Genomic DNA, 26,354 nt, shown 5'->3' with positions numbered 1-26,354 from the left:
CCCTCAGTGGTGCTGGTACAGGACCGGCTCCGGCAGGCCGTGCTCGGCGCGGATGCTGCGCGCGATGCCCTCGACGGCGATGAGTGCGTCCACCACGAGCTCCGGCGTGACCGGGAACGGCATGTTGTGGATGGTCTCGCCCTCGACGGTCGCGGCCTCGGCCACGGCGCGGAGCTCCGTCGTGTCGTCGACGGTCAGGCCGATCTCGGTCAGGGTGTTCGGCAGGCCGACCTTCGTGGTGAAGACGACGAAGTCCTCGATCTCCTCGGCCGGTGCGCCCTCGAGCACGAGCTGCGCGATCGTGCCGATGTTGACCTTCTGCCCGTGCGCCAGACCGTGCGCCTGCGGAGCGGCGGTCAGTCCGTTGTGGATCGCGTGCGCTGCCGCCAGTCCGCCGGACTCGAACCCGAGGCCCGACAGCAGGGTGTTCGCCTCGACGACCTTCTCGAGGGCGGGCGTCACGACCTTGGCCTTCACGGCCTCGATGGCCTGCAGGGCGTTCTCGTGCAGCAGCTTCCAGGACAGCTCGGCGAGCGCGACACCGGTCTCGGTCTGCAAACCGCCGGCCATGGTGTCGGCGTTCGCACGCTTGGCGGCACGGGCCTCGACCCAGGTGGCCAGGGCGTCGCCGATGCCCGCGACCAGGAACTGGACGGGAGCGTTCGCGACGAGCTTCGTGTCGATGAGGACGAGGTCGGGGTTGTGCGGGAAGAACCGGTACTCGATGAACTCGCCTTCCTCGGAGTAGATCACCGCGAGTGCCGAGGTCGGGGCGTCGGTGCTCGCCGCTGTCGGGACGCTCGCCCAGCGGATGCCGGCCAGGTGTCCGGAGGCCTTGGCCGCGTCGATCGCTGAACCGCCGCCGAGCCCGACGATGACGTCCGCGTCGGTCGACCGGATCTGCTCGACGAGGTCGTCGACCGCCTTCGGAGTGGCGAAGCGACCGAAGCCGACGCGCTCGACCCGCAGGTCGGCCGCCTGGAAGCTCGTCGTCACCGCGGCCTCGACGATGCCCCACACGACGTCGTCGGCGACGATCAGGGGGCGCTTGCCGATGGGGGCGACGAACTCGCCGACGCGGGTGATCGCGTCCTTGCCCTGCACGTAGCGGGCGGGGCTCATCACGGTGCTGATGGGAGTGGCCATGGTGTGGTTCCTTCCGGTTGTACGACACGTGTCGGGGTCGCCGACGTCCCAGACGGTACGCGCGGGGCATGCGTGCGGCGTGCGAGTCCCGTGGGCCGTACATTCGGGGGCATGACGTTCAACGACGATTCGCAGCTCAAGGGCGGCAGGGTGAAGCGCCGGGGTCGGACGGCCGCGGTCGGCGGCGGTGCCGTCGGCGTCACGGCGATCGTCGTCTTCCTGATCGCGCAGTTCACGGGCTTCGACCTCAGCGGGTTCGTCGACGGCGGCAGCGGCACGACGCAGATCCAGCAGCAGGGCGAGACCGTGGACGCCGCCCCGGAGTGCCGCACCGGGCGAGACGCCAACCTGAAGGTCGAGTGCCGGATGGAGGGCGCCGCGGAGTCGCTCGACGGCTACTGGGCAGCCGAGGCCCGGAAACTCGGAGTCTCGTACACGGCGCCGGACTTCTTCCTGTTCGACGGCTCGACGGACACGTCGTGCGGTCAGGCGTCCGCTGCAACCGGGCCCTTCTACTGCCCGCCGGACCGCGCGATCTACCTCGACACCGCGTTCTACGACGACCTGCAGTCGAAGTACGGGTCGTCGGGCGGGCCGCTCGCGCAGATGTACGTCGTCGCGCACGAGTGGGGCCACCACATCCAGCAGCTGCAGGGTGCCTTCGCGAGCACGGACCGTTCGGGCACCGGGGCGTCGTCCGGCAGTGTCCGCGTCGAGCTGCAGGCCGACTGCTACGCCGGCGCCTGGGTCGGCGACGCGGCGAACACCGAGGACGCGAACGGCGAGACCTTCTTCGAGCCGATCAGCCGGTCCGAGATCGCCGATGCCCTGTCCGCCGCGAGCGCCGTGGGTGACGACAGCATCCAGGAGCGCTCGAGCGGCCGGGTCGACCCGGACTCGTTCACGCACGGCTCGAGTGAGCAGCGCCAGAAGTGGTTCGTCCGCGGCTACCAGCAGGGCGCGACGAGCTGCGACACGTTCAGCGTCCCCGGGTCGTCGCTGTAGCGATCAGCCCTTCGTCGGCGTGGGCGTCGGTGTCGCGCTCCGCGTGCGGGACGGCGTCGCGGTCGGCGTGGGGGTCGGGGTGGGCGTCGCCTCGGTGGCACCGGCCGCGGTGACCACGAAGGTGCGGAAGTCGTCGTTCGTGATCGGCGACGTGAGCTCGTACCGCTGCCCGTTGACGAGCACCAGTGGCGTGCCCGGGAAGTCGCTCAGTGTCGACCCGGGGATGTCCCCGCCGGACACCGCGGTGGTCTGCTCGTCGACCCACTTGCTGTAGTCCTGGTCGGCGATGCAGCTCGTGACGGCCCGGCGGTCCTGCAGGCCGGAGACCCCGGTGACGACCTTGGTGAGCTGCGCGTCGGTGAGCCCGGGTGTGCCTTCTTCCGGCTGCTCGGCGAAGAGCGCCTTGTTGACCGCGTAGAACTGGTCCGGCGAGTGCTCGGCGACGCAGGCCGCAGCGTTCGCCGCGCGGAGCGAGTACTTCGTGCCCTGCGAGCGGTTCGACAGGATCGCGACGGGGTGGATGTCGACGGTGGCGGCCCCGGAGTCGACGAGGCTCTCGATGTAGTCGCCGTTGGCCTGCTCGAACTCGCCGCAGGTCGGGCAGAGGTAGTCGACGTACAGCGTGATGCGCACCGTGCCCGCACCGGCCGTGGTCGAGGCGCTCGGCGATGCACTGCTCGTCGCGGTCACGGGCTTGAGCCCCTCACCGAGGGTGATGCCGCCCTGCGACATGGTCGAGGGTCCGGGGCCGGCTGGCTTCACGGAGTCGACCAGGACGAGCGTGACGACGGCGGCCGCTGCGAGCAGGACGACACCGAGTCCGATCTGGAGTCCGAGCCGGGTTCCGCGCTGGCGGCGCTTCTGCTGTGTCCTGTGGCGCTGCGCTCGCTGTCGGGCGGCTTCGCGGCGCTCGTTCCGCGCGGCGCGGGCGTCACCCTCGGGGCGGTTGGTCATCGGTGCGTCGTCCTCCTGATCGGCGTCCGCACGACCTACCCCCGCTCGGCGGACGGACCCGGCGATTGTAGTGGGCCGCTCTGGGAACCACCCAACCACGCTCTGGGAACCGACCGGCCAGGTGGAAAACACTGGCGCACCCGCGAGAACTCGTGTTGTATGAACCTCGATGGTCGACGACGACCATCCGGGGCCCTCGCGGGCTGACCGCTTCACTCGGATCGTCCGGCACGTACCTGCCGGTGAAGAAAGGACCGAACGCTCATGGCGTCCGTCACCTATGACAAGGCAACCCGTCTCTACCCCGGAGGCAACCGTCCCGCGGTCGACTCCCTCGACCTGGACGTCGCCGACGGCGAGTTCCTCGTCCTCGTCGGCCCCTCGGGTTGTGGCAAGTCCACCTCGCTCCGCATGCTGGCCGGCCTCGAAGAGGTCAACTCCGGTCAGATCCGCATCGGCGACCGCGACGTCACGGACGTCCCGCCGAAGGACCGCGACATCGCGATGGTGTTCCAGAACTACGCGCTGTACCCGCACATGACCGTCGCCGAGAACATGGGCTTCGCGCTCAAGATCGCCGGTGTCGGCAAGGACGAGCGCGCCACCCGCGTGCAGGAGGCCGCCAAGCTCCTCGACCTCGAGGACTACCTCGGCCGCAAGCCGAAGGCGCTCTCCGGTGGTCAGCGTCAGCGCGTCGCGATGGGCCGTGCGATCGTCCGTCAGCCGCAGGTGTTCCTCATGGACGAGCCGCTGTCGAACCTCGACGCCAAGCTCCGCGTCCAGACCCGTACGCAGATCGCGTCGCTCCAGCGTCGTCTCGGCGTCACCACGGTCTACGTCACGCACGACCAGACCGAGGCACTGACCATGGGTGACCGCATCGCGGTGCTCAAGGACGGCATCCTGCAGCAGGTCGGCACGCCGCGTGACCTGTACGAGAAGCCGAACAACGTCTTCGTCGCGGGCTTCATCGGCTCGCCGGCGATGAACCTGCTGCCGGCCGACGTCGTCGAGGGCGGCATCAAGTTCGGCACGCTCAACCACGCGATCGACCGCGACACGCTCTCCAACGCGCGTTCCGCCCAGATCACCGTGGGCATCCGCCCCGAGGACGTCGTCGTGGCGCAGTCGGGCGAGGGCCTGCCGGTCACGGTCGACGTGGTCGAGGAACTCGGCGCCGACGGCTACCTCTACGGTCACGCCGACGTCAAGGGCACGCGCGTCGACATCGTCGCCCGCGTGGACGGCCGTTCGCACCCGTCGATCGGTGACACCATCGTGGTGACGCCGAAGTCGGGCCACGTGCACGCCTTCGACACCGAGTCGGGCGAGCGCCTGGACGACAAGGCCGTCGTCAGCGCGTAACCGAAGCGCACTCCCCGAGAGCCCGCGCCGCCTCACAAGGGCGGGTCGCGGGCTCTCGGCTGTCCCCCACGACACCGAAGGATCCACCGTGCCCGACTCGATGTCCATCACCGCAGCCACCGTCGACCCCGGCCTGCTCGACCTGCCGTGGGACCTGCCGCTGGCGGACTGGCCGGACGAGACCATCGTGGCCCTGCCGAAGGGCATCTCGCGGCACCTCGTGCGCTTCGTGCACCTGAGCGGGTACGTCGCCGCCGTGAAGGAGACCGGCGAGGAGATCGCGCGCTCCGAGTACGAGATGCTCCGCACGCTGCAGCGCATGGACGTGCCGTGCGTCGACCCCGTCGCCGTCATCACGGGTCGGGTCGACGCGGACGGCGAGCAGCTGCACCCCGTGCTCGTGACGCGGCACCTGCGCTTCTCGCTGCCGTACCGCGCGCTGTACTCGCAGACCCTGCGCCCGGAGACCGCGACCCGTCTCGTCGACGCCCTCGCGCTGCTGCTCGTCCGGCTGCACGTCATCGGCTTCTACTGGGGCGACGTGTCGCTCTCGAACACGCTCTTCCGTCGCGACGCGGGCTCGTTCGCCGCGTACCTGGTCGATGCCGAGACCGGCAAGCTCTACCCCGGTGGTCTGTCGAACGGGCAGCGCGAGAACGACCTCGAGGTCGCGCGCGTGAACATCGCCGGCGAGCTCCTCGACCTCGAGGCGGGCGGCCGGCTCGACGAGAACGCCGACCCCGTCGACGTCTCCAACCGGATCGTGGCGCAGTACCGGACGCTCTGGACCGAGCTCACGGGCACCGAGCAGTTCGACATCAAGGAACGCTGGCGCATCAACGACCGCGTCGAGCGGCTCAACGAGCTCGGCTTCGACATCGAGGAGCTCTCGATCCACACGACCGAGGGCGGTTCGCAGGTGCGGATCCAGCCGAAGGTCGTCGACGCCGGTCACCACCAGCGACGGCTGCTGCGGCTGACCGGCCTGGACGCCGGCGAGAACCAGGCCCGACGCCTGCTCAACGACCTCGACTCGTACCGGGCACGCAACGGCCGCGACGAACTCGACGAGGAGATGGTGGCGCACGAGTGGGTCTCGCGGGTCTTCGAACCCGTGGTCCGCTCGATCCCCCGTGACCTGCGCGGTCGCCTCGAGCCGGCCGAGGTCTTCCACGAACTGCTCGAGCACCGCTGGTTCATGTCACAGGAAGAGGAGCGGTCGGTCTCGCTGCCCGAGGCCACCACGGCGTACATCAACGACGTGCTGCGCCACCGCCGCGACGAGCGCCTGCTCATCAACCCGCCGACGTCGTCGATGACGCTGCCGATCCCCGTGGTCGACGACGCCGACCCCGCAGACGACGACGCCGACGTCCAGGACTGGCGCACCACCGTCTGACCCGCCCGCGCCCGCCCCGCGCGCCCGTCCCACCCCGTTCCGCCGAGGTTCCGAAATCTCGGAACCTCGGCACGCAAGACGGCCGTCTGTGGAACCTCGGCGCAACGCACGCGGCGAGTCGTGGAACCTCGACACGACGCACGCGGCGCGTCGCGGAACCCCACGGACGCACTGGAGGCCCGGTGCCGGTCTCGCGGACCGGCACCGGGCCTTCAGGCAGTGCCGTCGACGGCCCGCAGCGGCCGCGGACCGCCGGTGCGGCTACTCGGCGCGACGGCGCCGGGCGACCTCCCACAGGGTGACGCTCGCGGCGATGCCGGCGTTGAGCGACTCGGTCGCGCTCGAGATCGGGATCGACACGATCGCGTCGCAGGTCTCGGTGACCAGGCGCGACAGGCCCTTGCCCTCGGAACCGACGACGATCACGATCGGGCGGTCGGCGAGCGCGAGGCCGTCGAGCTCCACGTCGCCGTCGCCGTCCAGACCGAGGACGAACAGGCCCATCGACTTGAGGGACTTCAGCGTTTGGGTGAGGTTCGGGGCCATCGCGACGGGCGTGCGGGCCGCGGCGCCGGCCGAGGTCTTCCACGCCGACGCGGTGACGCCGACCGAGCGACGCTGCGGCACGATGACGCCGTGTCCGCCGAACGCGGCGGTCGATCGGATGATCGCACCGAGGTTGCGCGGGTCGGTGATGCCGTCGAGCGCGACGAGCAGCGGGACCTGGTCGCGCGAGAAGGCCTGCTCGACGATGTCCTCGGAAACGGCGTACTCGTACGCCGGCACCTTGAGCGCGACGCCCTGGTGCACGCTGTCGTGGCCGGTGATGCGGTCGAGCTCGGGGCGCATGAGCTCGATGATCGGCACGCTGCGGTGGTTCGCGAGCGTCAGGATCTCCTTGACGCGGTCGTCGACCTCGATGCGCGACGCGATGTAGAGCGTCGTCGACGGGGTCTTCGTGCGCAGCGCCTCGAGCACGGAGTTGCGTCCGGTCACGAGCTCGGAGTCATCGGTCTTCCGGGCCGGCGGGCGACCGGTGCGGCCCTGCGGGCTGCTCGAGGAACCGTGACGGCCCTTGGCTGCCTCGAAGCGGTCCTTCGCTGCCTTGCGCTTGCCGGCGGGGTGGTACGGCCGGTCCTCGGCCTTCGGGGTCGGCTTGCGACCCTCGAGCGCCTGGGCACCCTGACCACCGGAACCGACCTGCTTGTTGCCCTTGCGACCGGTGCGGACGGCGCCGGGCCGACCCTTCTTGCTTCCCGAGACGTTCTTCATGCGTAGCTCCTGTTCGGCACTGCCGTGTTCAGGCGATGCTCCAGCGTGTTCCGGACGGCGTGTCCTCGATCGTGATGCCCGCGGCGGCGAGGTCGTCGCGCACGCGGTCGGCCGCAGCGAAGTCCCGTGCTGCCCTGGCGTCCGCGCGCTCCTGCACGAGGCGTTCGACGAGAGCGGCGAGCGGGCCTGCCGAGGTGTCCTGACCGCCCCCCGACCAGTGGGCGGCTCGCGGGTCGATGCCGAGGACCTCTACCATGGCGGCCACCTGATGGTACGCGACCCCGAGCGTTTCCGCATCGTCGGCGTCCAGGGCGGCATTGCCGGTGCGCACGGTCTCGTGCAGGACGGCCAGCGCCTGGGGCACTGCGAGGTCGTCGTCCATCGCGGCGGCGAAGGCATCCGGCACGGCGGGGGCATCGGCGAGGTGCACGCCTTCGAGCCGCACCTCGGCCCGCTGCAGGAACCCGTCGATGCGGTCGTACGCGGCCTCGGCCTCGGCCAACGAGCCGTCGTGGTGGTCGATCGAGGAACGGTAGTGCGCAGCGCCGAGGAAGTACCGCACCACGGCCGGACGGGCAGCGGCGAGGAAGTCGGCGGCGAAGATCGAATTGCCGAGCGACTTCGACATCTTCTGGCCCTCGACCGTGACGAGCCCGTTGTGCAACCAGTACGACGCGAACGGGTCGCCCGCGGCGGTGGACTGCGCGAGCTCGTTCTCGTGGTGCGGGAACCGCAGGTCGAGTCCGCCGCCGTGGATGTCGAACGCCGGACCGAGGTACCGCCGCGACATGGCGGAGCACTCGATGTGCCAGCCCGGACGGCCGGGACCCCACGGGGAGTCCCACGACGCGGTCGGCGGCTCGCCGGGCTTCGCACCCTTCCAGAGCGCGAAGTCGCGGGCGTCGCGCTTGCCACGGGGGTCGGCGTCGGCGGCTTCGACCATGTCCTCGCGGCGCTGCCGGGTCAGGGCACCGTAGGACGGCCAGCTGCCGGTGTCGAAGTAGACGTCGCCCGAGTCGTCGGCGGCGACGTACGCGTGACCGAGCTCGATGAGCTTCGTGATGATGTCGTGCATCTGCGGCACGCTCGCGGTTGCCCGCGGCTCGTACGTCGGGGGCAGGATGCCGAGGGCGTTGTACGCAGCGGTGAACTCGAGCTCGACGCGGTAGGCGCGGGCGAACCACGCTTCGTCGGTGCCTGCGGCCAGGTCGAGCACCTTGTCGTCGATGTCGGTGACGTTCCGCACGAGGGTGACGCGCAGACCGCGGTACGTCAGCCAGCGGCGCCAGATGTCGTAGACCAGGGCCGAGCGCAGGTGCCCGATGTGCGGCGACGACTGCACCGTCGGACCGCAGACGTAGACGCTGACCTGTCCGTCGACCAGGGGGACGAGGTCGACGACGGCTGCGGCGCGGGAGTCGTAGAGGCGAACGGTCACGATCCCAAGCCTAGGACGTCAGGCCGGTCGGGTGACGGCCGTGGCGATCGCGGCGAGCCCCTCGCCCCGGCCGGTGAAGCCGAGGCCGTCGGTCGTGGTGCCGGACACCGCGACGGGGGCGCCGACGACGGCGGACAGGGCGTCCTGCATCTCGGCGCGACGGGCCCCGATGCGCGGCCGGTTCCCGATGACCTGCACCGTGACCGACACGGGGACGAGGCCGGCGTCGGCGAGCAGCCCGACGGCTCCGCGGATGAAGACGTCCCCCGCGGCACCGGCGTAGGCGGGGTCGGCGGTGCCGAACGTCCCGCCGATGTCACCGAGGCCACCCGCGGAGAGCAGGGCGTCGCACACCGCGTGTGCCACGGCGTCACCGTCGCTGTGCCCGGAGAGGCCGGGTTCGCCGGGGAAGTCGAGCAGGCCGACGCGGCACGGCGACTCGACGTCGAACGCGTGCACGTCGACCCCGAGCCCGAGCCGGACCGCCGAGGCATCCGGGACACCCGGGGCCGTCGCGCGTGACCGGACGATCGACTCTGCTCGTCCGAGGTCCCACGGCGTCGTGATCTTGAAGGCATCGGCGTCGCCCGGGACGAAGCGCACCGTTCCACCGGCCGCCTGGAACACGCCCGCGTCGTCGGTCTCGGACTGCGTCGACACCGCGTATGCCCGGCGGAGTGCGTCGAGCGGGAAGCCCTGCGGCGTCTGGACCCCGACGAGCGCGGACCGGTCGACGGTCTCGACGACCACGTCGCCGGACACCCGCTTGACCGTGTCGGTGACGGGCAGCGCGGGGACGACGCCGCCCCCAGTGCCGGTCGCGACCGAACCCTCGACCGCGTCGAACACCCGGTCGAACTGCGCAGCCGGCGTGAGGCACCGCGCCGCGTCGTGGACCAGCACCGCGGTGACGGAGTCCGGCAGCACGCGCAGGCCGGCCTGGACCGAGCCGTGGCGATCCGTGCCTCCGGCGACGACCGCCGTGTACACGACCGCAGCACCCGCGACCGAGGCGACCACCTGACGGCAGTCCTCGAGCAGCGCCGACGGCGCGACCACGACGACCAGCGTCGGGGACGACAGCGTGAACAGCGGCTCGAGCGCCCGCGCGAGCATGAGCTGGCCCGCGACGGGCACGAACGCCTTCGCGGTGCCGATGCCGAGCCGGGTTCCGGACCCGGCTGCAACGACGACGACCGCCCGGTCCACCCCTGCGGGGAACCGTGCGGTCGTCGTGGTGTGCAGTGTGCTCAGGACGCGAGGACTTCGTCGAGGACGGTCGATGCCTTGTCCTCGTCGGTCTTCTCGGCCAGGGCCAGCTCGGAGATCAGGATCTGCCGCGCCTTGGCCAGCATCCGCTTCTCGCCCGCGGACAGGCCGCGGTCCTGATCGCGTCGCCAGAGGTCGCGGACGACCTCGGAGACCTTGATGACGTCCCCGGAAGCGAGCTTCTCGAGGTTCGCCTTGTACCGGCGCGACCAGTTGGTGGGCTCTTCGGTGAACGGCGCCCGGAGGACCTCGAACACCTTGTCGAGCCCTTCCTTGCCGATCACGTCGCGGACTCCGACCAGGTCGACGTTGTCCGCCGGTACCTCGATCGTCAGGTCACCCTGCGTGACCCGCAGTTTCAGGTAGACCTTTTCCTCGCCCTTGATGACGCGCGTCTTGACTTCAGAGATGGTTGCCGCCCCGTGGTGGGGGTAGACGACGGTCTCGCCGACCTCGAATTGCATGTATCAGGCTCCGTTCCCAGACTTCCAGTTTACCACAAGGGGTGTTCGGGTAAGGGGACCCTCAGCACTGGGCCTTCCCGGTGATCGCTAAGATGGAGCGGGACCGTCTGGTCCTCATCGACTTACGGAGGAATCTCTTGCGAGCTCGGGTACTCGTGTCCGTCGCCGTTGCGGCAACCATCGCGCTGGGCGCCACCGGGTGCGAGTTCATGTCGCCTGCGCACACCGTCGACATCAAGCAGATCACCGACGGCGTGAACGTCTCGACCGGCAAGGTCGACGTGCGGAACGCCATCCTCATCTCGGACGACGGCGAGGGCGCGCGGTTCATCGGCACGCTGGTGAACAACTCCGACACCGACGGCATCACCGTGTCGGTCGAGATCGGTGGCGACACCGAGACCGTGCTGGTGCCGGCGAACTCGCACGTCGACCTGGCGAACGACTCGCAGCACGACACCCTCGACTTCGACAGCGCGGACGCGAAGCCCGGTTCGCTCGTCAAGGTGTACTTCTCGTACCCCGACGCCGAGGGCGTCTCGGCCAACGTGCCGGTGCTGACCACCTCGCAAGAGGAGTACGCCACCCTCGCGCCGACCTCGACCCCCGAGCCGTCCAGCCAGATCACGCTGCCGGTCGAGACCCCGTCGGCCACGCCGACGGACGGCGAGTAGCCGCACCGCGCACGCGCGAGCGCACGCGCTTCAGACCGGGAGGCCCGGTGCGAGTCCCACGGACTCGCACCGGGCCTCCTGTCCGTCCGTCTCAGGCCTCGATGCGGTACCCGAGACCGCGGACCGTCACCAGGATCTCCGGGGTCGACGGCACGCGCTCGATCTTCGAGCGGATGCGCTTGATGTGCACGTCGAGCGTCTTCGTGTCGCCGAAGTAGTCGGAGCCCCACACCCGGTCGATGAGCTGGCCGCGGGTGAGCACCCGGCCGGCGTTCCGGAGCAGCAGCTCGAGCAGCTCGAACTCCTTGAGCGGCATCGCCGTCTCCGACCCGTCCACCGACACCGTGTGCCGCTCGACGTCCATCCGGATGCCCCCGACCTGCAGGATCCCGCTGTCCGCCGGGTCGTCCTCGGTGCGGCGGCGCAGGACCGCACGGATGCGGGCCAGCAGCTCGCGCGTCGAGTACGGCTTCGTCACGTAGTCGTCCGCGCCGAGCTCGAGCCCGACGACGATGTCGACCTCGGAGTCCTTCGCCGTCAGCATGATGATCGGTGCGTTCGACCGGGTCCGGATCTGGCGGCAGACCTCGGTGCCGGAGAGTCCCGGCAGCATGAGGTCGAGGAGCACCAGGTCCGGGTTCTCCGAGTCGAACTTCGACAGCGCGGTCACGCCGTCGGCCGCGACGGAGGTCTCGTACCCCTCACGCTGCAGCAGGAACTCCAGGGGCTCGCTCAGGGCCGGCTCGTCGTCGACGATGAGGATCTTGGTCACGATGGCTGCTCTTCCAGTTGCTCTTCGAGTGCGGTGGTCAGTTCGGTGTCCGCCTCGGGCAGGCGGATGGTGAAGGTCGAGCCCTTGCCGGGCTGCGACCAGACACGGACGTCGCCGCCGTGGTTGCCGACGACGTGCTTGACGATGGCGAGCCCCAGGCCGGTGCCGCCGGTGGCCCGTGACCGTGCTGGGTCGACACGGTAGAACCGTTCGAACACGCGGTCCAGGTCGGCCTCGGGGATGCCGACGCCCTGGTCGGTGATCGCGATCTCGACGAAGCCCTTCGCGGACCGGACGCCTACGCCGACGCGGGTACCGTCGGGCGAGTACTTCACCGCGTTGGCGATGAGGTTCGAGACGGCGACCTGCAGCAGGCCCGGGTCGCCCATCACCCGGAGCTTCGACTTCTTCGCCCGGATGATCTCGATCGAGCGGGCGCGCGCGACGACCTCGTTCGCGTCGACTGCGGCCTGCACGATCTTGTCGACACCCGTCTCCTCGCTGTTCTCCAACGCGTCGACCGACTGCAGCCGGGACAGCTCGATGATGTCCTTCGTCAGGGCGCCGAGCCGCTCGGACTCGGTGATGAGCTGCGCCGCGAACTTCTTCACGTGCTCCGGGTCGTCGGCCGCGATCACGAGGGTCTCGGACAGCAGGCCGATGGCGCCGATCGGGGTCTTCAGCTCATGCGAGATGTTGGCGACGAAGTCACGGCGGACCTCGTCGATGCGCCGGCTCTCGGTCAGGTCGTCGGCCGTGATGAGCACGTACCGGTTGCCGAGCTGCGCGGCCCGGAAGCTGAGGTAGCCGATGAGCTCCCCGTGCCGTCCGCGCGGGAGCTCGAGGTCCTCCGCCCCCATCTCGCCGCTCTTGCGCACCCGGTCGACCAGGTCGAGGAGTTCCTGGTGCACGAGCCGGCGCCGCACGACGAGTCCGACGGTCAGCGCCTGGGGCGATGCGGCCACGACCGTGTTCGACGGGTCGATGACCACCGCCGGGTTGTGCATCGTCGCGATCACCGCTGCGACACCGTCCGGCAGGGTGCGTTCCGCCACGTCTGCTGCACGAGCCGTGCGCTCGGCGGTGATGATCAGCACCACGACGCCCGCGCCGAAGACCCCGCCGAGGAGCATCGACAGTGGCACGAGCCACGCGTTGTCCATGCCGCCAGTGTAGGGATGGTCATGCGGGGTTCCGGTACCGTTCACCCGTCCCGGAAGGCCGGATCGCGAAGCGTTCAGCCCCACGTCACCGTTCGTTCACCTGGGCTGACGACACTCGTCCGGTACGCAGAGAGAGGTACTCCCCCATGCGCGAAGTCTTCCAGCAGGAACTCCAGGACGTCCAGGAGCGACTGACCGAGATCGCAGGACTCGTCGAGTCCGCCATCACCCGGGCCACCCAGGCCTTCAGCGACTCCGACGTCGCCCTCGCCGAGGAGGTGATCGCCGACGACCAGAAGATCGACGAGGCCGCCAACAGCCTCGACGAGATCGCCATCGACATCCTCGCCCGCCAGGCACCGGTCGCCCGCGACCTGCGCGTCGTCGTCACCGCCCTGCGCGTGAGCTCCTCGCTCGAGCGCATGGGCGACATGGCCGAGCACATCGCGCAGCTCGCCCGCCAGCGCTTCCCCGAGAAGGTCGTGCCGAAGGGCCTCCGCGGCACCTTCAAGGAGATGGGCAAGCACGACGTCGCGATGTCGCAGAAGCTCACGCGGCTGCTCGCGACCGAGGACATCGCCCTGGCCGCGGAGATCCGCGACGAGGACGACGCCGTCGACGAACTGCACGCGAGCGTGTTCGACTTCGTGCTCGGCGAGGCGTGGAAGGGCGGACCGATCGACACCGTCGACGCCACCCTGGCCTCCCGCTACCACGAGCGCTTCGCCGATCACGCGGTGTCGATCGCCAAGAAGGTCGAGTACCTGGCGACCGGCGACTGGACCGGCGCCTCGAGTTCGACCGCCGCGGTCTGAGCACACCTGCGCGGTCTGCGAGGATCGAGGCATGGCTCAGGTCGCGATCATCGTCAACGGCATGCCCGGTTCCGGCAAGAGCACGATCGGCGCTGCGCTGGCCGAGGTGCTCGGCTGCCCGTTCCTGTCGAAGGACCGGATCAAGGAGCCCCTCGCCGACATCGTCGGGCCGATGATCGCGTCGCGGCCGCTCGGTGGCATCGCGATGGACACCGTGTGGGCGATGGCCGGCGCGGTCGAGAACGGGGTCGTCCTGGACGCCGTCTGGGTCACCCCGGAGAGCCGTGACTTCCTCACCGCCGGGCTCCTGACGGCCGGTTCGCCCCGTGCCGTCGAGGTCTGGTGCCACGTCGACCGCGCCACGGCCGACGAACGCCTGCGCGACCGCTACGAGCCGGACGCTCCGATCCGGCACGAGGTCCACGGCGACCTGGCGTCGATCATCGACACCTGGGACACCCTCGGCCCCACCGCGGGGCCGACCGGGCTGCTCCCCGTCGTCCGCGTCGACACGACGAAGCCCTACGACGTCGGTGCCCTCGTGCAGGAGATCGCGTCGCACTTCGTCTGACCAGCCGAGGCTCGAGGAGCCGACCGCCCTGCCGAAGCGACACGTCGTCGGTGCGGTGATCCGTTCCTCCCGGCAGAGCGACAGGAGTCGGCGGAACGTCCGCGGCACCCTGTCGCTTTCGCGAACCCACCAGGTCGAACGACGAACGCCCCGCCCGGAGACCGGGCGGGGCGTTCGTGTGTGCGGTGCTACTTCTTGGCGCCCTGGGCGGCCACGGCGGCAGCGCCGGCGGCAGCGGCCTCGGGGTCGAGGTAGTACGCCGGCTTCGTCGGGCGGAAGTCGTCGTCGAGCTCGTACACCAGCGGGATGCCCGTCGGGATGTTCAGCCCGGCGATGTCGTCGTCGGAGATGTCGTCGAGGTGCTTGACGAGCGCGCGGAGCGAGTTGCCGTGCGCGGTGACCAGCACGGTCTTGCCCTCGGCCAGGTCCTCCGTGATGTCCGACTCCCAGTAGGGCAGCAGGCGGTCGATCACGAGCTTGAGCGACTCGGTGCGCGGCAGCTGGTCGCCGAGGTCGGCGTAGCGGCGGTCACCGGCCTGCGACCACTCGGCGCCGTCGGCGATGGGGGGCGGCGGGACGTCGAACGACCGGCGCCACTCCATGAACTGCTGCTCGCCGTACTCGGCCAGCGTCTGGGCCTTGTCCTTGCCCTGCAGGTCGCCGTAGTGGCGTTCGTTGAGGCGCCAGTCGCGCTTGACCGGCAGCCATGCCAGGTCGGCCTGGAGCAGCGCGATGTCGGCCGTCTGGATCGCGCGGGTGAGGAGCGAGGTGTACAGGACGTCGGGGACGATGCCGGACTCGGCGATGAGGTCGCCGGCGCGCTTCGCCTCCTTCTCGCCCAGCTCGCTGAGCCGGACGTCGACCCAACCGGTGAACAGGTTCTTCTGGTTCCAGTCACTGTTTCCGTGACGGAGCAGGACGAGCGTGGAGGTCATGCTGCCGAGTCTACCGAGCGTCGGCAGGCCCGTACCCTTGACGTCATGCCCATCGGGAACGTGACGCGCGGGACGACCGGGTACAACCGGCTCCGCCGTGTCGACCGGTGGATCGCGTCGCTGCCGGCGCTCCGCAAGGCCGACGACCCGCTGGTCGCCGACGTCGGGTACGGGGCCTCGCCGACGACGACGCTCGAGCTGCGCGACCGTCTGGCCCTGGTGCGTCCGGACGTCGAGGTCACCGGCATCGAGATCGAACCGGCGCGCGTGGCGTTCGCGAACGCGGGCACCCGCGACGGTGTGACGTTCCGGCTCGGGGGCTTCGAGACCCCCACCCCCGGGCAGCGTCGACCGGCCGTGATCCGGGCGTTCAACGTGCTGCGGCAGTACGACGAGTCCGCCGTGGTGGCGTCGTGGCGGATCATGCAGGACCGCCTGCAGCCCGGCGGCGCGCTGGTCGAGGGGACGTGCAACGAGGTCGGGCGGGTGGCTTCCTGGGTGACGCTCGACGAGCACGCGCCGGTGTCGTTCACGGTGTCGCTGCGGCTCGCCGGACTCGACGTGCCGTCGATCGTCGCCGAACGGCTGCCGAAGGCGCTCATCCACCGGAACGTGCCGGGTGAGCGGGTGCACGCGTTCCTGCGCGACCTCGACCTGTCGTGGGCGGTCGCGGCGCCGCTCGGAACGTACGGGCCCCGGCAGCGGTGGATCGCCACGGTCCGGGGCATGCGCGATCGCGGGTGGCCGGTGCTGCACGGGCCGACCCGGTGGCGGCTCGGCGAGCTCAGCGTGCCGTGGGCCGCGGTCGAGCCCGCCACCTGAGGGGAGGCGAGTCTCGCGCTCAGCGACTGATCTCGCGCTCCGGGGCCCGAGATGTGTCGCTCAGGCCGAGTCTCGCGCCAGCATCGACCCCGGACGGAGCCTAGGACCGCTTGACGGCTCCGAGCCGGGGCAGCCGCGGGACGTTCGCCGTGGCGCCGGCCTCCGGCGGGACGATGGTCTCCTGCGCCGCCGTCACCACGACGTCGTCGGCGGTGAGGGTCAGCGTCGCGGTGGGATCCAGCGAGCGCTTGACCACGGCCAGTCCGATCGGGCCGAGCTCGTGGTGGACCGCCGAGGCCGACAGCCGCCCGACCTGCTTGTCGCCGAGCATGACCGGCGTGCCCGGGGTCGGCAGCACGGCGTCGGAGCCGTCGAGGTGCAGCTGCACGATCCGACGCGGCGGGTGCCCGAGGTTGTGCACCTTCGCGACGGTCTCCTGCCCGCGGTAGCAGCCCTTCGTCAGGTGCACGGCGGAGCGGAGCCAGTCGAGCTCGTGCGGGATGGTGCGCTCGTCGGCGTCGGACAGCGTCGGACGCCAGGCGGCGATCCGCAGCGCCTCGTACGCGAGCAGCCCCGCGACGGGTTCGTCCGACGCAGCGATCGCGGCCGAGGTGCCGGGCGTGACCACGGCAATGCGGAGGGTCCAGTCGGAGCCGGGGTGGGCCTCCTGGTCGGCGTAGCTCCACCCACCGGGCGTGACGGCCGCCCACGGGTCGATCCACTCGACGACGGGCGGGTCCGGCAGGACGGTCGACGCGAACGGGGCGGCCTCGCCGAACCAGCCGAGGGTCGCGAAGTCGGCCGAACGGTCGGCGACCTCGACCCGGAGCATGAAGCGCATCGAGTCGAGCCAGGCGGCGAGCGGCGCGGCGTCCTGCGGTTCGGTGAGGAGCCACACGACCGCACCGTCGTCGACCACGCGGGCGGCGTGCTCGACGCGGCCGGACTGGTCGAGCACGAGGGTCTCGGTGCTGACGCCGGTCGGCAGACCGGTCAGCTGCTGCGAGGTGATCGAGTTGAGCCACGACAGGCGGTCCGGGCCGGAGACGTTGACGACACCGAGGCCGAGATCGACGACCGCGCGGCCACGGGCCAGCAGCCGCTGCTCGCCCAGGGGGTTGCCGAAGTGCGCAGCAGGGCCCAGCGCTGACGCGACGAAGCCGTCGCGCACCGCGAACGCCGACATCAGTCGACCTTCGCGAGCTGCCCCGAGGCGTGCGAGGTGAGTTCGCGACCGAGGGCGGCGATGTCCCACGCCCAGAACAACTTGCCCTCGACCAGGCCGTACAGGCGGGTCGCGGCGGAGTAGTCCTTCGCGTTCGGCGAGCGCATCACGGCGTCGGTGGCCAGGTCGATCCGCCCCTTGAGGACGCGTCCGACGTAGAGCTCGTTGACGCCCGTCGGGTGCACGATCGCGGCTTCGACGTCGAAGCCGTCGGTGGTGTTGCGCAGCGCCTCGACGCTCTCGACGGTGGTGAACGGGGTCGGCCCCTCGCCCAGGAGCATCGCGGGGCCGCGGTCACCGGGTTCGGTCGGACGGTCGATCCGCCAGTAGCCCATCTCGGCGGCGAGCGGGGTGTGGTCGTCGTCGAGCAGCCACGTGGTGGACGAGTAGTTGAGGTACGGCAGTCCGTCGTGGCTGAAGCTCACGCGCTGGCCGAACTCGTAGGTGCGGGGCGCCTCTTCGTCACCGACGGGGTACTCCACGACGCCGGTGCCCTCCCAGACGCCGACGAGCCACGACAACGGGACCAGTTCGGGCGCCAGGCCCTCGGGGAGCTCGATCAACGCTGACCCTTGAACAGCTTCACGACGACGACGACCGAGATGAACGCGATCGCGAGCGACGCCAGACCGAGGAGGCCCACGTAGAACAGCTCGAGCGCAAGCAGCGAATCCATGCCCCGGAGTCTACGCGGCTCGGCTCAACGCGCCAGGAGCACCACCGCGGTGACGAGCACCACGACGAAGGCACCGGACGACGCGATGCTGATCCGTTCGACCAGTCCGTCCTTCGTCGCGGTGATGAGCTGGAGCACGAAGCTCACCATCACGCAGGCGACGAACACGAGCAGCAGCCAGGCGAAGGCGTCGCGCTCGGCGAGCGTCAGGACGAGCACCGCCCCGGCGACGCTGAGGATCCAGACCGGCAGGACGGACGTCAGCTTGAGGCGCCGCTGGTCGGTGGGCTGCACTGGCTGGGTCACGCGTTCCATCATGACAGGGGTGACGCCCGGCGCGCAGGCGCAGCCCCGCGCCCGGCGCTTGCGGCTTCACGCGCAAACCGTCCGGCCGGATGAGGACTTCCCGAGCATCACTAGGATGTGTCCACGACGTCATCCACCTGCGGAGGTCCTGTGGCACAGCTCCTGGTACTCACCTCGACCGCGCCCGGCGACGTCCTGCCGAGCCTCGGTCTCCTGAGCCACAGGATCCGTCACGTGCCGGCCGAGGCCGCACAGCTGGTCAACGCGCCGCAGAGCGACCTGATGTTCGTGGACGCCCGCACCGACCTGGTCAGCGCGAAGGCCCTGTGCAAGATCCTCGCCTCGTCCGGGTCGACGACGCCCATCGTGCTCGTGGTCACCGAGGGCGGCCTGACCGCCGTCAACAGCGAGTGGAACGTCGACGACGTGGTGCTCGAGAGCGCGGGCCCCGCCGAGATCGACGCCCGCATCCGGCTGTCCGCGGGCCGTGCGGCCAAGGGGCAGTCCAGCTCGAAGATCCAGGCGTCGGGTGTCGTCATCGACGAGGCCAGCTACTCGGCGAAGGTCCGCGGCCGGCCGCTCGACCTGACGTTCAAGGAGTTCGAGCTCCTGCGCTTCTTCGCCACGCACCCGTCCCGGGTCTTCACGCGCGAGCAGCTGCTCAGCGAGGTCTGGGGCTACGACTACTTCGGTGGCACCCGCACGGTCGACGTGCACGTCCGACGTCTCCGCGCCAAGCTCGGCGACCTCGAGTCGCTCATCGGCACCGTCCGCAACGTCGGGTACCGCTTCAACGTCTACGACGACGAGGCCGAGCGCCTGATGGGCCAGTAGTGCCGGACCTCGCACGGTTCGTCGTGCCCGGTGAAGCACCGCCGTTCTCGGACCAGACCCTGGTCGACGTCCGCGCCGGGCGCGCGACCGTCCTCGCCGTCGACGACGGGGTCGCCGTGGTCCGCGACGGCGAGCTGGAACTCGTGGTCGACCGGGAGGCCCGTGGCCGCGGCACCGGCACCGCCCTCGTCACGCAGGCGCTCGCGCTGGGCGGCGGGGCCGCTCCCGTGCTCGCCTGGGCACACGGGGACCACCCCGCAGCGCGGGCCCTGGCCGATCGGTTCGGCTGGCGCGCGGTCCGGACGCTGCTGCAGCTCCGGGCGCCGATCGACGGAGCCGGGCCTTCTCCGGACGCGGCTCCTGCCGACGTGCCGGCCGGGTACAGCCTGTCCGCGTTCCGACCCGGAACCGAGGACGAGGCCGACTGGCTCGCCCTGAACGCCGCGGCCTTCGCGCACCACCCTGAGCAGGGCCGCATGACGCTCGACGACCTGCACGCCCGCGAGTCGGACGCCTGGTTCTCCGGCGAGGACCTACTGCTGCTCCGCGACGCCTCCGGGCAGCTGGCCGGCTCGTGCTGGCTCAAGGTCGAGGACGGCATCGGCGAGTTCTACGCCGTCGCCGTCCGCCCCGACCTGCAGGGACAACGGCTCGGCGGGGTGCTCATGCGTGCCGGGACTGCTCGGCTGACCGGGCGCGGGCTGACCGCCGCCGCACTGTACGTCGAGGGGGACAACGAGCCCGCGCTGGCGCTGTACCGGCGGTCGGGGTTCGTGCAGCACGCGATCGACGTGCAGTACGCGGCACCGGAGCACGCGGAGGCGACGACCGGCCGGTAACATTGCGTGGTCGGCGAGGGGTCGACCATCGGGGGAATCGGGAAGACGGGGACGCAGTGGCGCAGTACGGTCAGGGTGAGCCGCTCGGTGCGTCGTACCGGCTCGTGGAACTGCTCGGGACCGGTGCCACCGGCGAGGTCTGGCGGACCGAGCACACCGCGACCGGAGAACACTTCGCCGCGAAGCTGCTCCGTGCCGAGCTCGCCGCCGACCCGCAGATCGTCGAACGCTTCGTCCGCGAGCGCTCGGTGCTCCTCGCGCTGCAGCACCCCTCGATCGTGCGGGTGCGGGACCTGGTCGTCGAGGGCGACCGGCTCGCGATCGTCATGGACCTGGTGCCGGGCGGGTCCGCGCGCGATCTGCTGGCATCGAACGGGCCGCTGACCCCGCGGGACGCCCTGACGATCACCGCCGAGACCCTCGACGCCCTCGCCGCGGCACACGAGCAGGACGTCACCCACCGCGACGTCAAACCCGACAACGTGCTGCTCCAGACCCCCTGGGTCGCCGGCGCGACGGGCGACGTCCGGGTCACCGACTTCGGCATCGCGTCGGTGGTCGCCGAGCGGGAGCGCACCACCACCGGCCTCCTCGGCACGCCGCAGTACATGGCTCCCGAGTCGATCAGCCACGGCCGCGCCGGTCCCGCTGCTGACGTCTACGGCGCCGGCGTGATGCTGTACGAGCTGCTGTCCGGCCGCACGCCCTTCGCCGGGCCCGGCACGGACTTCGCCGTCGCGTACCGGCACGTCACCTCGAACCCACCGCCGATCGACGTGCCCGATGCGCTGTGGTCCGCGGTGTCCGCCCTGCTGACGAAGGACCCGAACAGCCGTCCGGCAGCAGCGGACGCCGCGGCGACCCTGCGCCGCCTCGCCCGGTCCCTCGCTTCGGCCCCTGCGATGCCCGCGGCGAGCGACCCGGATGCGTTCGACGAGGTCGAACGGCCCGCCACCGTGGTCCGCGGGGTCCGCCCCGATGGCGACGTCGACCGGGGCGGCACCGGGGTCCCGGAAGACGCCGCGGTGGCCGGGCCGGCTCCGGAACTCGGCCCCGCCGGGTCGCAGACCGTCATCCGGCCGATGGCCCGACAGCCGCTGCCCACCGCCCCCGCTGCCGAGCCGGTACCGACGCGTCGGTTCGCTCGTCCCGAGTGGCTGACGAACCGTGCGCTCTTGTTCGGGGGCATCGGCGTCGTGCTCGTGGCCGCGCTCGTCGTCGGCGGGGTCGTCTGGCTGCCCGGTGCGCTGCGGAAGACGCCGGGTAGGGGCACGGCGACCGCCCAGGCCGCCAACGCGTACCAGCAGGACCGCCCACTGCCCACGGGCCTCGCGACCACCCGCCGTGCCACCGTCGACCCGGCGAAGGGAACCGTCGACCTGCGCGTCACGTACGCGGCGCAGGCATCGGCCCTGACCGGTCCGTTCCTCGAAGTCGTGCCGGGCTCCCGCTCGGGGGCGTCCTGTCCCGCGGCCACCTGGAGCGGCGAAGGGATCACGGCGAAACGCAACCAACCCTCGCTGACGGGTGTCGACACCGCGTGCGCCTGGGCCCTGTCCGGCGTCGAGGTCCCCGCCGGCGGTGACGTCACGGTCGAGGCCTCGGTGCCGCTCGCATCCGTCACGGACGGCGCGGCGCTGCAGACGTGGCTCGACGGCGTGGGCGAGGCGACCACCACTGCCCTGACCGACGACTCCGTGCGGGGGACCGCGTACCCGGTGCAGCGGTTGCAGGGCATCGAGGTCCGGACGCCCGACCGCACGGTCAGCCAGACAGCGCTGCCGGTCACACTCGTGCCGGTGTGGCCGAGCGGCGCCGACGAGCTCAACCCGCTCTACCGCAGTCCCGCCACCGGGCGTCCGTCGCAGATGCTCGTCGACGTGGCCGGCGGGGAGTCCGGCGTGCGGTTCGCCGACGGCTGCTCGGGCGCGTTGGCCGTGTCGTCCGACGGGCTCGTGGTCACCGCGCTGTCCGTCGCCCCGTCGTGCACGGTCCGGGCGACGGTGGGGAACTTCACGAACCTCGAGAGCTCGCCCTTCGGGATCACGACGCGCGACTGAGCGCGCTCTGGTCGTGACTGCGGGTCGACCCTGCGGTCCGTGGCGGACGCGGCCACGGGCCTCCAGGCCGACGGTCTCGGTGTCTCTCGGTCAGTTGCCGGCGGATGCGGTCTGCACGAGGCGGACGGCGCCGCCGGAAGACGCGTACCCGCGACCCGCGGTCAGCGCCACCGGTGCGCGGCGCGGGAGCGTAACCCCGAGCAGCTCGCCGTCGTAGTCGACGTCCGGCTGCAGGAGTACGCCGCATCGCGACTTGCGGACCGCTCGGGTCCAGTGGCTGTAGAGCGACCGGAGGTCCGCGGAGCGGCCAGCCGCCACGACGCAGAGTCCGGGGCGCTCGGTCGTGAGCAGCGTCGCGATGGCCTGGTCGCCGTCCTCGAAGCGTTCGGCGTCGTCGATCAACAGCAGCACCGGTCCACGCTCGAGCCGCAGCCCGGCCAACAGGGCCGGGACCTCGTCCGGGCCCACGGCGATCCGGTCGAACGAACCCGAGGCGAGCGGCGACCGGCGGTCGCAGATCGCCCAGACCGCCGGACGGACGCCCTCGGCTGTCCGCGCGAGCTCGGCGACGGCGAGGAGCACGCTGGACTTGCCGGACCGTGCCGGCCCGGCGACGAGCACGTGTTCGCCGTCGTAGACCTCGACGGACGCCGGCTGCAGGTCGTCCTCCGCGATGCCGATCGGGATCCGCCAGGGCTCACCCGCGAACACCGCTCCGGTGCCGAGTTCGCCCACCAGTACGGCGTCTGGTAGCCGGCCGACCGCACTCGCCTTCTTCGTACCATCCGACCGGGTCTCCGCGATCCGTGCGACGGCCTGCGCGAGCGGGACGTCCGGTGTCGCGACGTGCGACTGCAGCCGCCTGGTCGAGTCGATGAAGCGGCCGGGCACCGGCGGCGGGACGTCCTTTGGGCGGACCCCGATGGACGCGTAGTCGTACGGGTCAGCGAGGCGGAACATCCACTTCTGCGTGGTGACCTCGTCCATCGCCGACGGCACGGCCTTCGCGCGGGTCGTCGAGACCGCGAAGGAGATGCCGAGCGCGGGACCCTCGGCGTACACCCGGTAGAGCGCGTCGAGCAGCTGCTGCCCCTCGAAGTCCTGGTACTCGTCACGCAGGGCGGCGAGGCCGTCGATGAGCACCACGGCACGGCGCCCACCGGGTGCCGCACGACGACGCTCGAGCTCGACGCGGAGGTGCCGCAGGAACCGCGTCTGCAGCTCCCCCGCACCCGCACCGGAGCCGACGTAGGCCGTCGTGTGCGGCAGCTGCGCGAGTGGAGCGAGGTCCCCCGGGCCCATGTCGAGCACCAGGAGGTCGAGCTCGTCGGGGCTCGACGACGCGGCGAGCTGCAGCGCGATCGTCGCGAGGGCGGTGCTCGTCCCGCTGCCCGGGATGCCCATGAGCATGAGGTTGCCCTCGTCGAGGTCCCAGCCGCTGGTGACCTGGCGCTGGTGGTCCGGGTCGTCGGCGAGGGCGACGGGCACCGTCGCGGGGCGCGGGTCGGTGCCCGGGCCTGGGGCGGTTCCCGGGCCTGGGGCGGTGAGGGCCGCCAGTTCGACGCGGTCGCCGAGCGCCTCGGGCCAGATCGGACGCGGTGGGGCGTACCCGGCTGCCTCGTTGGCCTGCCCGATCGCCTCGATGAGCTGGTCGAGGTCGGTGACGTCCGACGCGGTCGGCGCCGGTGCCGGCATCGGAGCGGGAACGCCGAACACGTCGGTCGGCCGGACCGAGACCGGCTGCTCGGCACGCTCGTCACGGGCCCGGCCGGTGACGAGGGCGGTCTGCACCGGGGTGATGTCGTCCTGCCCGAGCTTCACGTAGGCGCGGCCGGTCTGCTGTCGACCGATCCCGGCTGCGGCGGGGACACCGATGACGTTCGTCGAGTCCTCACGGCTCTGCACCCGCAGGGCGACCCGCATGTTCGTGTTCGCGAGGATGTCCTCGCTCACCACACCGGCCGGCCGCTGGGTCGCCAGGATCATGTGGACGCCGAGCGTTCGGCCGACGGCCGCGATGCTGACGAGCGACGTCAGGACGTCCGGGAAGTCCTTCGCGAGCATCGCGAACTCGTCGACGACCAGCAGCAGCCGCGGCATCGGCTCGACCGGCTTCGTCGCCAGGTAGGCATCGAGGTTGTCGATGTCGGCTCCGGCTGCGGCGAACACCCGCTGGCGTCGTTCGAGTTCGGCTTCGAGTGCCCGGATCGCACGGTCGGCGAGCTGTTCGTCGAGGTTGCTGATCGTGCCGATGGTGTGCGGGAGGCGCTCACACGCTGCGAAGGCCGCACCGCCCTTGAAGTCGACGAGCAGGAAGTTCAGGCGCGTCGGGTCGTTCCGCGCGGCGAGCCCGGCCACGAGGGACCGGAGGAACTCGCTCTTGCCGGAACCGGTGGTGCCGCCGACCAGGCCGTGGGGGCCGTCGCGGACCAGGTCGATCTCGAGCACACCGCTCTCGGACGAGCCGATCGGGGTCGAGAAGCCGGTGCGGGCGTCCCACGCGGTGCGGATCCCCTCGCTCGACAACAGCTCGGGCAGGCGGACGAGCGACGGCAACGAGGCACCGGGCACCGTGAGCTCGGGGTCGTCGAAGTGGGCGACGCTCCGGGCACTGCGCTCGGCGGTCTCGACGCTGAGGCCGGCGAGCACGACGTCCTCGACACGGGTCCGGTCTTCTGGTCGGTAGACCGTGGCGGCGGCATCGGCACCGACCGTGATGATCGACGTGCAGGCGGCGGGGAGCTGCTGCTCGTTCGTCGCGATGACGATCCCGCTCACCCGGCGTGGTCGCTCCCCCGGGCGCAGGGACTGCCCGGGCACCGAGCGGCCCTGGCCGAGCAGGTTGCGGGCAGGGGCATCCCGTCCCTCGGTGAGCACCTCGGAGTCGACCACGACGAGCAGGTTCGGCGTCGGCAGCTCGTCGAGCGACTCCCGCAGGCCACGGAGCATCGCCGCGCTCTGGTCGCGCTGCGCCGACATCCAGCGGGCGCCGGTACTGCTCCCCGCCACACGCGCGTGCGGCAGCCAGGAGGCCCACCCCCAGTCCTCCGCGCGGCCCGCGTCGCAGAAGACGCCCACCGTCAGGTCCGCGGGACCGCAGTGCACGGTGGCCTGCGTGAGCAGGCTTCGCGCCAGGGCGAGGGCGCCCTGGCGGTCGCCGACGATCCCGACGACGCCGGCGTCGGACAGGTCGGCCACCACCGGAGCGGCCGTCAGGCGACTGTCGGCGATGGCGGCCTTCGCCTCGTCCTCGAGCTTCGCGGTCGCTGCACGCTGGTCGACCTCGGGCCGCCAGGGAGCGTCTCCGGTGCCGGCGTGCAGTCTCAGGAAGTCCTCGTCGTCCGAGCGACGCTGCCACAGCAGTGTGGTCGGCACTTCGGCTCGCCGCACCACGGTCGCCGGGTCGGGCACGAGCTCCTGGCGGCGGGCAGCCTCGACGGCCGCGGCTTCGGAGATCTCACCGCGGAAGGACTCCACGGCCTCGGCGAAGCGGGTGTCCTCTTCTTTGAGGTTCTTCGCGCGGCGGTGCTTCTGCTCGAACCACATCCCGATCGCGGTGACCGGAGAGAGCAGGGCGAAGAGCGCGAACCGTGCGTCGCCGAGCAGGAGCACCATCGCCCCGGCGAGCACCAGGGGCGCAGCGACGGTGATCCAGCTGAACTTCGACGCCGGTGGCACGTCCTTGCGTCCGGGGGGCACGACCGTCTCGGCGTCGGAGGTCCGTCCGGCGCGCGGCGGTCGGTTGAACGGCGCCGTCGCCGCCGGGGTCAGGTTCGCCAGCGAGCCGGCCGCGGGCACGGGCACCTCGTCGAGCGCCGGCCGGACGAGCAGCACGGCCCCGCCCACGATGACGCTCGTCGTCCCGGTGAGCAGGACGCCCTCGGCATCGATGCGTTCCCCGGCGATGACGGTGCCGTTCGTCGAACCGGCGTCACGCACCCGGACTCCGTCGTCCTCGCGCTCGATCGTGCAGTGCTCCCACGAAGCGCTCTCGGTGGGCAGCACGACGTCGGCCTGCGGAGCCCGGCCCACGACGAGCTTCCGGCTGCGCGGGACCGGTACGACGAGACCCGCGTCGAGTCCCCCGACGAGGGTGACGCTCCACCCGTCGATCGTCTGCGGCCGCTCCTGCGGTGCGCGGCCGATGCGGGAGCCCTCGAGCAGGACGAGGTCGCGCAGCGGGGTCGCCGCACTGGTGCGGTGACCGTCGACCGCGAGGGTCGTCTCGGCGTCGAGTTCGACGCCGATAGCCGCCGCGATGAGCTCCCCCAGCGAGGACGCGCCGGACCACCCGTCGACCTCGACCGCTTCACGTCGGTCGTCGAGCTCGATCAGCAGGCGCATGCTCGC

At 71.3% G+C, this 26,354-nt stretch carries 23 protein-coding genes; 10 read left to right on the top strand and 13 right to left on the bottom strand.

The window, feature by feature from the left end:
- Positions 1-3 precede the first annotated feature (3 nt).
- A complete protein-coding gene (locus ITJ60_RS07920) occupies positions 4-1,146 on the bottom strand; it encodes a glycerol dehydrogenase (RefSeq protein WP_131921918.1) in 1,143 nt (380 codons plus the stop codon).
- A 111-nt stretch (positions 1,147-1,257) separates the two neighbouring features.
- Here ITJ60_RS07920 and ITJ60_RS07915 point away from each other — a divergent pair, with 111 nt between their 5' ends.
- Complete coding sequence (locus ITJ60_RS07915) at positions 1,258-2,151, top strand: neutral zinc metallopeptidase (RefSeq protein ID WP_194647528.1); 894 nt, start codon at positions 1,258-1,260, stop codon at positions 2,149-2,151.
- Positions 2,152-2,154: 3 nt separating this feature from the next.
- On the opposite strand, the gene ITJ60_RS07910 is transcribed toward ITJ60_RS07915, so the two are convergent.
- The gene (locus ITJ60_RS07910) at positions 2,155-3,105 is read right to left on the bottom strand and encodes a DsbA family protein (RefSeq protein ID WP_194647527.1); all 951 of its coding nucleotides are present in this window, start codon (positions 3,103-3,105) and stop codon (positions 2,155-2,157) included.
- A 264-nt stretch (positions 3,106-3,369) separates the two neighbouring features.
- On the opposite strand from ITJ60_RS07910, the gene ITJ60_RS07905 reads away from it, so the two are divergent.
- Both ITJ60_RS07905 and ITJ60_RS07900 read left to right on the top strand, forming a co-directional pair.
- Positions 3,370-4,470 (top strand): ABC transporter ATP-binding protein, encoded by a 1,101-nt coding sequence (locus tag ITJ60_RS07905; RefSeq protein WP_123293301.1) that lies wholly within the window; start codon positions 3,370-3,372, stop codon positions 4,468-4,470.
- An 88-nt stretch (positions 4,471-4,558) separates the two neighbouring features.
- On the top strand, positions 4,559-5,869 hold the full coding sequence (locus ITJ60_RS07900; RefSeq protein ID WP_123671506.1) for a DUF4032 domain-containing protein: 1,311 nt from the start codon (positions 4,559-4,561) through the stop codon (positions 5,867-5,869).
- A gap of 261 nt (positions 5,870-6,130) precedes the next feature.
- On the opposite strand, the gene rlmB is transcribed toward ITJ60_RS07900, so the two are convergent.
- From rlmB to ITJ60_RS07880, 4 genes are read right to left on the bottom strand one after another with little or no spacing between them, the layout of a single operon-like run.
- Positions 6,131-7,141 carry a 23S rRNA (guanosine(2251)-2'-O)-methyltransferase RlmB gene (gene rlmB / locus ITJ60_RS07895; RefSeq protein WP_194647526.1) on the bottom strand — a complete coding sequence of 337 codons (1,011 nt, stop codon included), beginning with the start codon at positions 7,139-7,141 and terminating at the stop codon, positions 6,131-6,133.
- A gap of 28 nt (positions 7,142-7,169) precedes the next feature.
- A complete protein-coding gene (cysS, locus tag ITJ60_RS07890; RefSeq protein WP_194647525.1) occupies positions 7,170-8,579 on the bottom strand; it encodes a cysteine--tRNA ligase in 1,410 nt (469 codons plus the stop codon).
- A gap of 18 nt (positions 8,580-8,597) precedes the next feature.
- Positions 8,598-9,788 carry a 2-C-methyl-D-erythritol 4-phosphate cytidylyltransferase gene (gene ispD / locus ITJ60_RS07885; protein WP_194647524.1) on the bottom strand — a complete coding sequence of 397 codons (1,191 nt, stop codon included), beginning with the start codon at positions 9,786-9,788 and terminating at the stop codon, positions 8,598-8,600.
- 41 nt (positions 9,789-9,829) lie between these two features.
- Positions 9,830-10,312, bottom strand: a complete 483-nt coding sequence (locus tag ITJ60_RS07880) for a CarD family transcriptional regulator (RefSeq protein ID WP_017888066.1) — start codon at positions 10,310-10,312, stop codon at positions 9,830-9,832.
- Positions 10,313-10,521: 209 nt separating this feature from the next.
- On the opposite strand from ITJ60_RS07880, the gene ITJ60_RS07875 reads away from it, so the two are divergent.
- Positions 10,522-10,986, top strand: a complete 465-nt coding sequence (locus ITJ60_RS07875) for a hypothetical protein (protein WP_148086805.1) — start codon at positions 10,522-10,524, stop codon at positions 10,984-10,986.
- Between the two features lie 91 nt (positions 10,987-11,077).
- On the opposite strand, the gene ITJ60_RS07870 is transcribed toward ITJ60_RS07875, so the two are convergent.
- Both ITJ60_RS07870 and ITJ60_RS07865 read right to left on the bottom strand, forming a co-directional pair.
- Entirely contained in the window at positions 11,078-11,758 is a 681-nt protein-coding gene (locus tag ITJ60_RS07870; protein ID WP_111085241.1) for a response regulator transcription factor, read from the bottom strand.
- Positions 11,755-12,921 carry a sensor histidine kinase gene (locus tag ITJ60_RS07865; protein ID WP_111085243.1) on the bottom strand — a complete coding sequence of 389 codons (1,167 nt, stop codon included), beginning with the start codon at positions 12,919-12,921 and terminating at the stop codon, positions 11,755-11,757. Before ITJ60_RS07865 ends, ITJ60_RS07870 begins: the two co-directional genes overlap by 4 nt.
- 146 nt (positions 12,922-13,067) lie before the next feature.
- Here ITJ60_RS07865 and phoU point away from each other — a divergent pair, with 146 nt between their 5' ends.
- Complete coding sequence (gene phoU / locus ITJ60_RS07860; protein ID WP_123293296.1) at positions 13,068-13,736, top strand: phosphate signaling complex protein PhoU; 669 nt, start codon at positions 13,068-13,070, stop codon at positions 13,734-13,736.
- Between the two features lie 31 nt (positions 13,737-13,767).
- Positions 13,768-14,307, top strand: coding sequence for an AAA family ATPase (locus ITJ60_RS07855; RefSeq protein ID WP_194647523.1), 540 nt, complete (start codon positions 13,768-13,770; stop codon positions 14,305-14,307).
- Positions 14,308-14,495: 188 nt separating this feature from the next.
- Here ITJ60_RS07855 and ITJ60_RS07850 read toward each other — a convergent pair whose 3' ends face one another.
- On the bottom strand, positions 14,496-15,242 hold the full coding sequence (locus ITJ60_RS07850) for a phosphoglyceromutase (protein WP_194647522.1): 747 nt from the start codon (positions 15,240-15,242) through the stop codon (positions 14,496-14,498).
- A 45-nt stretch (positions 15,243-15,287) separates the two neighbouring features.
- On the opposite strand from ITJ60_RS07850, the gene ITJ60_RS07845 reads away from it, so the two are divergent.
- The gene (locus ITJ60_RS07845) at positions 15,288-16,064 is read left to right on the top strand and encodes a class I SAM-dependent methyltransferase (RefSeq protein WP_123340904.1); all 777 of its coding nucleotides are present in this window, start codon (positions 15,288-15,290) and stop codon (positions 16,062-16,064) included.
- Between the two features lie 100 nt (positions 16,065-16,164).
- Here the strand turns inward: ITJ60_RS07845 and ITJ60_RS07840 are convergent, their stop codons facing one another.
- The 3 genes from ITJ60_RS07840 to ITJ60_RS07830 form a co-directional block, all read right to left on the bottom strand.
- Positions 16,165-17,250: a YgfZ/GcvT domain-containing protein gene (locus ITJ60_RS07840; protein ID WP_194647521.1), complete on the bottom strand. Its 1,086-nt coding sequence runs from the start codon at positions 17,248-17,250 to the stop codon at positions 16,165-16,167.
- Positions 17,250-17,852: an FABP family protein gene (locus ITJ60_RS07835; RefSeq protein ID WP_123293291.1), complete on the bottom strand. Its 603-nt coding sequence runs from the start codon at positions 17,850-17,852 to the stop codon at positions 17,250-17,252. The genes ITJ60_RS07840 and ITJ60_RS07835 overlap by 1 nt, the downstream gene beginning before the upstream one ends.
- Before the next feature lie 137 nt (positions 17,853-17,989).
- Positions 17,990-18,271 (bottom strand): hypothetical protein, encoded by a 282-nt coding sequence (locus tag ITJ60_RS07830; RefSeq protein WP_131877491.1) that lies wholly within the window; start codon positions 18,269-18,271, stop codon positions 17,990-17,992.
- Positions 18,272-18,421: 150 nt separating this feature from the next.
- On the opposite strand from ITJ60_RS07830, the gene ITJ60_RS07825 reads away from it, so the two are divergent.
- From ITJ60_RS07825 to ITJ60_RS07815, 3 genes are read left to right on the top strand one after another with little or no spacing between them, the layout of a single operon-like run.
- On the top strand, positions 18,422-19,105 hold the full coding sequence (locus ITJ60_RS07825) for a winged helix-turn-helix domain-containing protein (protein WP_123293289.1): 684 nt from the start codon (positions 18,422-18,424) through the stop codon (positions 19,103-19,105).
- The gene (gene mshD, locus ITJ60_RS07820; protein WP_194647520.1) at positions 19,105-19,944 is read left to right on the top strand and encodes a mycothiol synthase; all 840 of its coding nucleotides are present in this window, start codon (positions 19,105-19,107) and stop codon (positions 19,942-19,944) included. The genes ITJ60_RS07825 and mshD overlap by 1 nt, the downstream gene beginning before the upstream one ends.
- 56 nt (positions 19,945-20,000) lie before the next feature.
- A complete protein-coding gene (locus ITJ60_RS07815) occupies positions 20,001-22,004 on the top strand; it encodes a serine/threonine-protein kinase (protein ID WP_194647519.1) in 2,004 nt (667 codons plus the stop codon).
- A 90-nt stretch (positions 22,005-22,094) separates the two neighbouring features.
- Here ITJ60_RS07815 and ITJ60_RS07810 read toward each other — a convergent pair whose 3' ends face one another.
- Positions 22,095-26,348 (bottom strand): FtsK/SpoIIIE domain-containing protein, encoded by a 4,254-nt coding sequence (locus ITJ60_RS07810; protein WP_194647518.1) that lies wholly within the window; start codon positions 26,346-26,348, stop codon positions 22,095-22,097.
- Positions 26,349-26,354 lie beyond the last annotated feature (6 nt).

This window comes from Curtobacterium sp. VKM Ac-2884, assembly GCF_015350945.1.
In the GTDB taxonomy this organism is placed as follows: Bacteria; Actinomycetota; Actinomycetes; order Actinomycetales; family Microbacteriaceae; genus Curtobacterium.
Note: the sequence above shows the minus strand (reverse complement) of the source record. Positions and strands in the feature narration are given on the sequence as shown.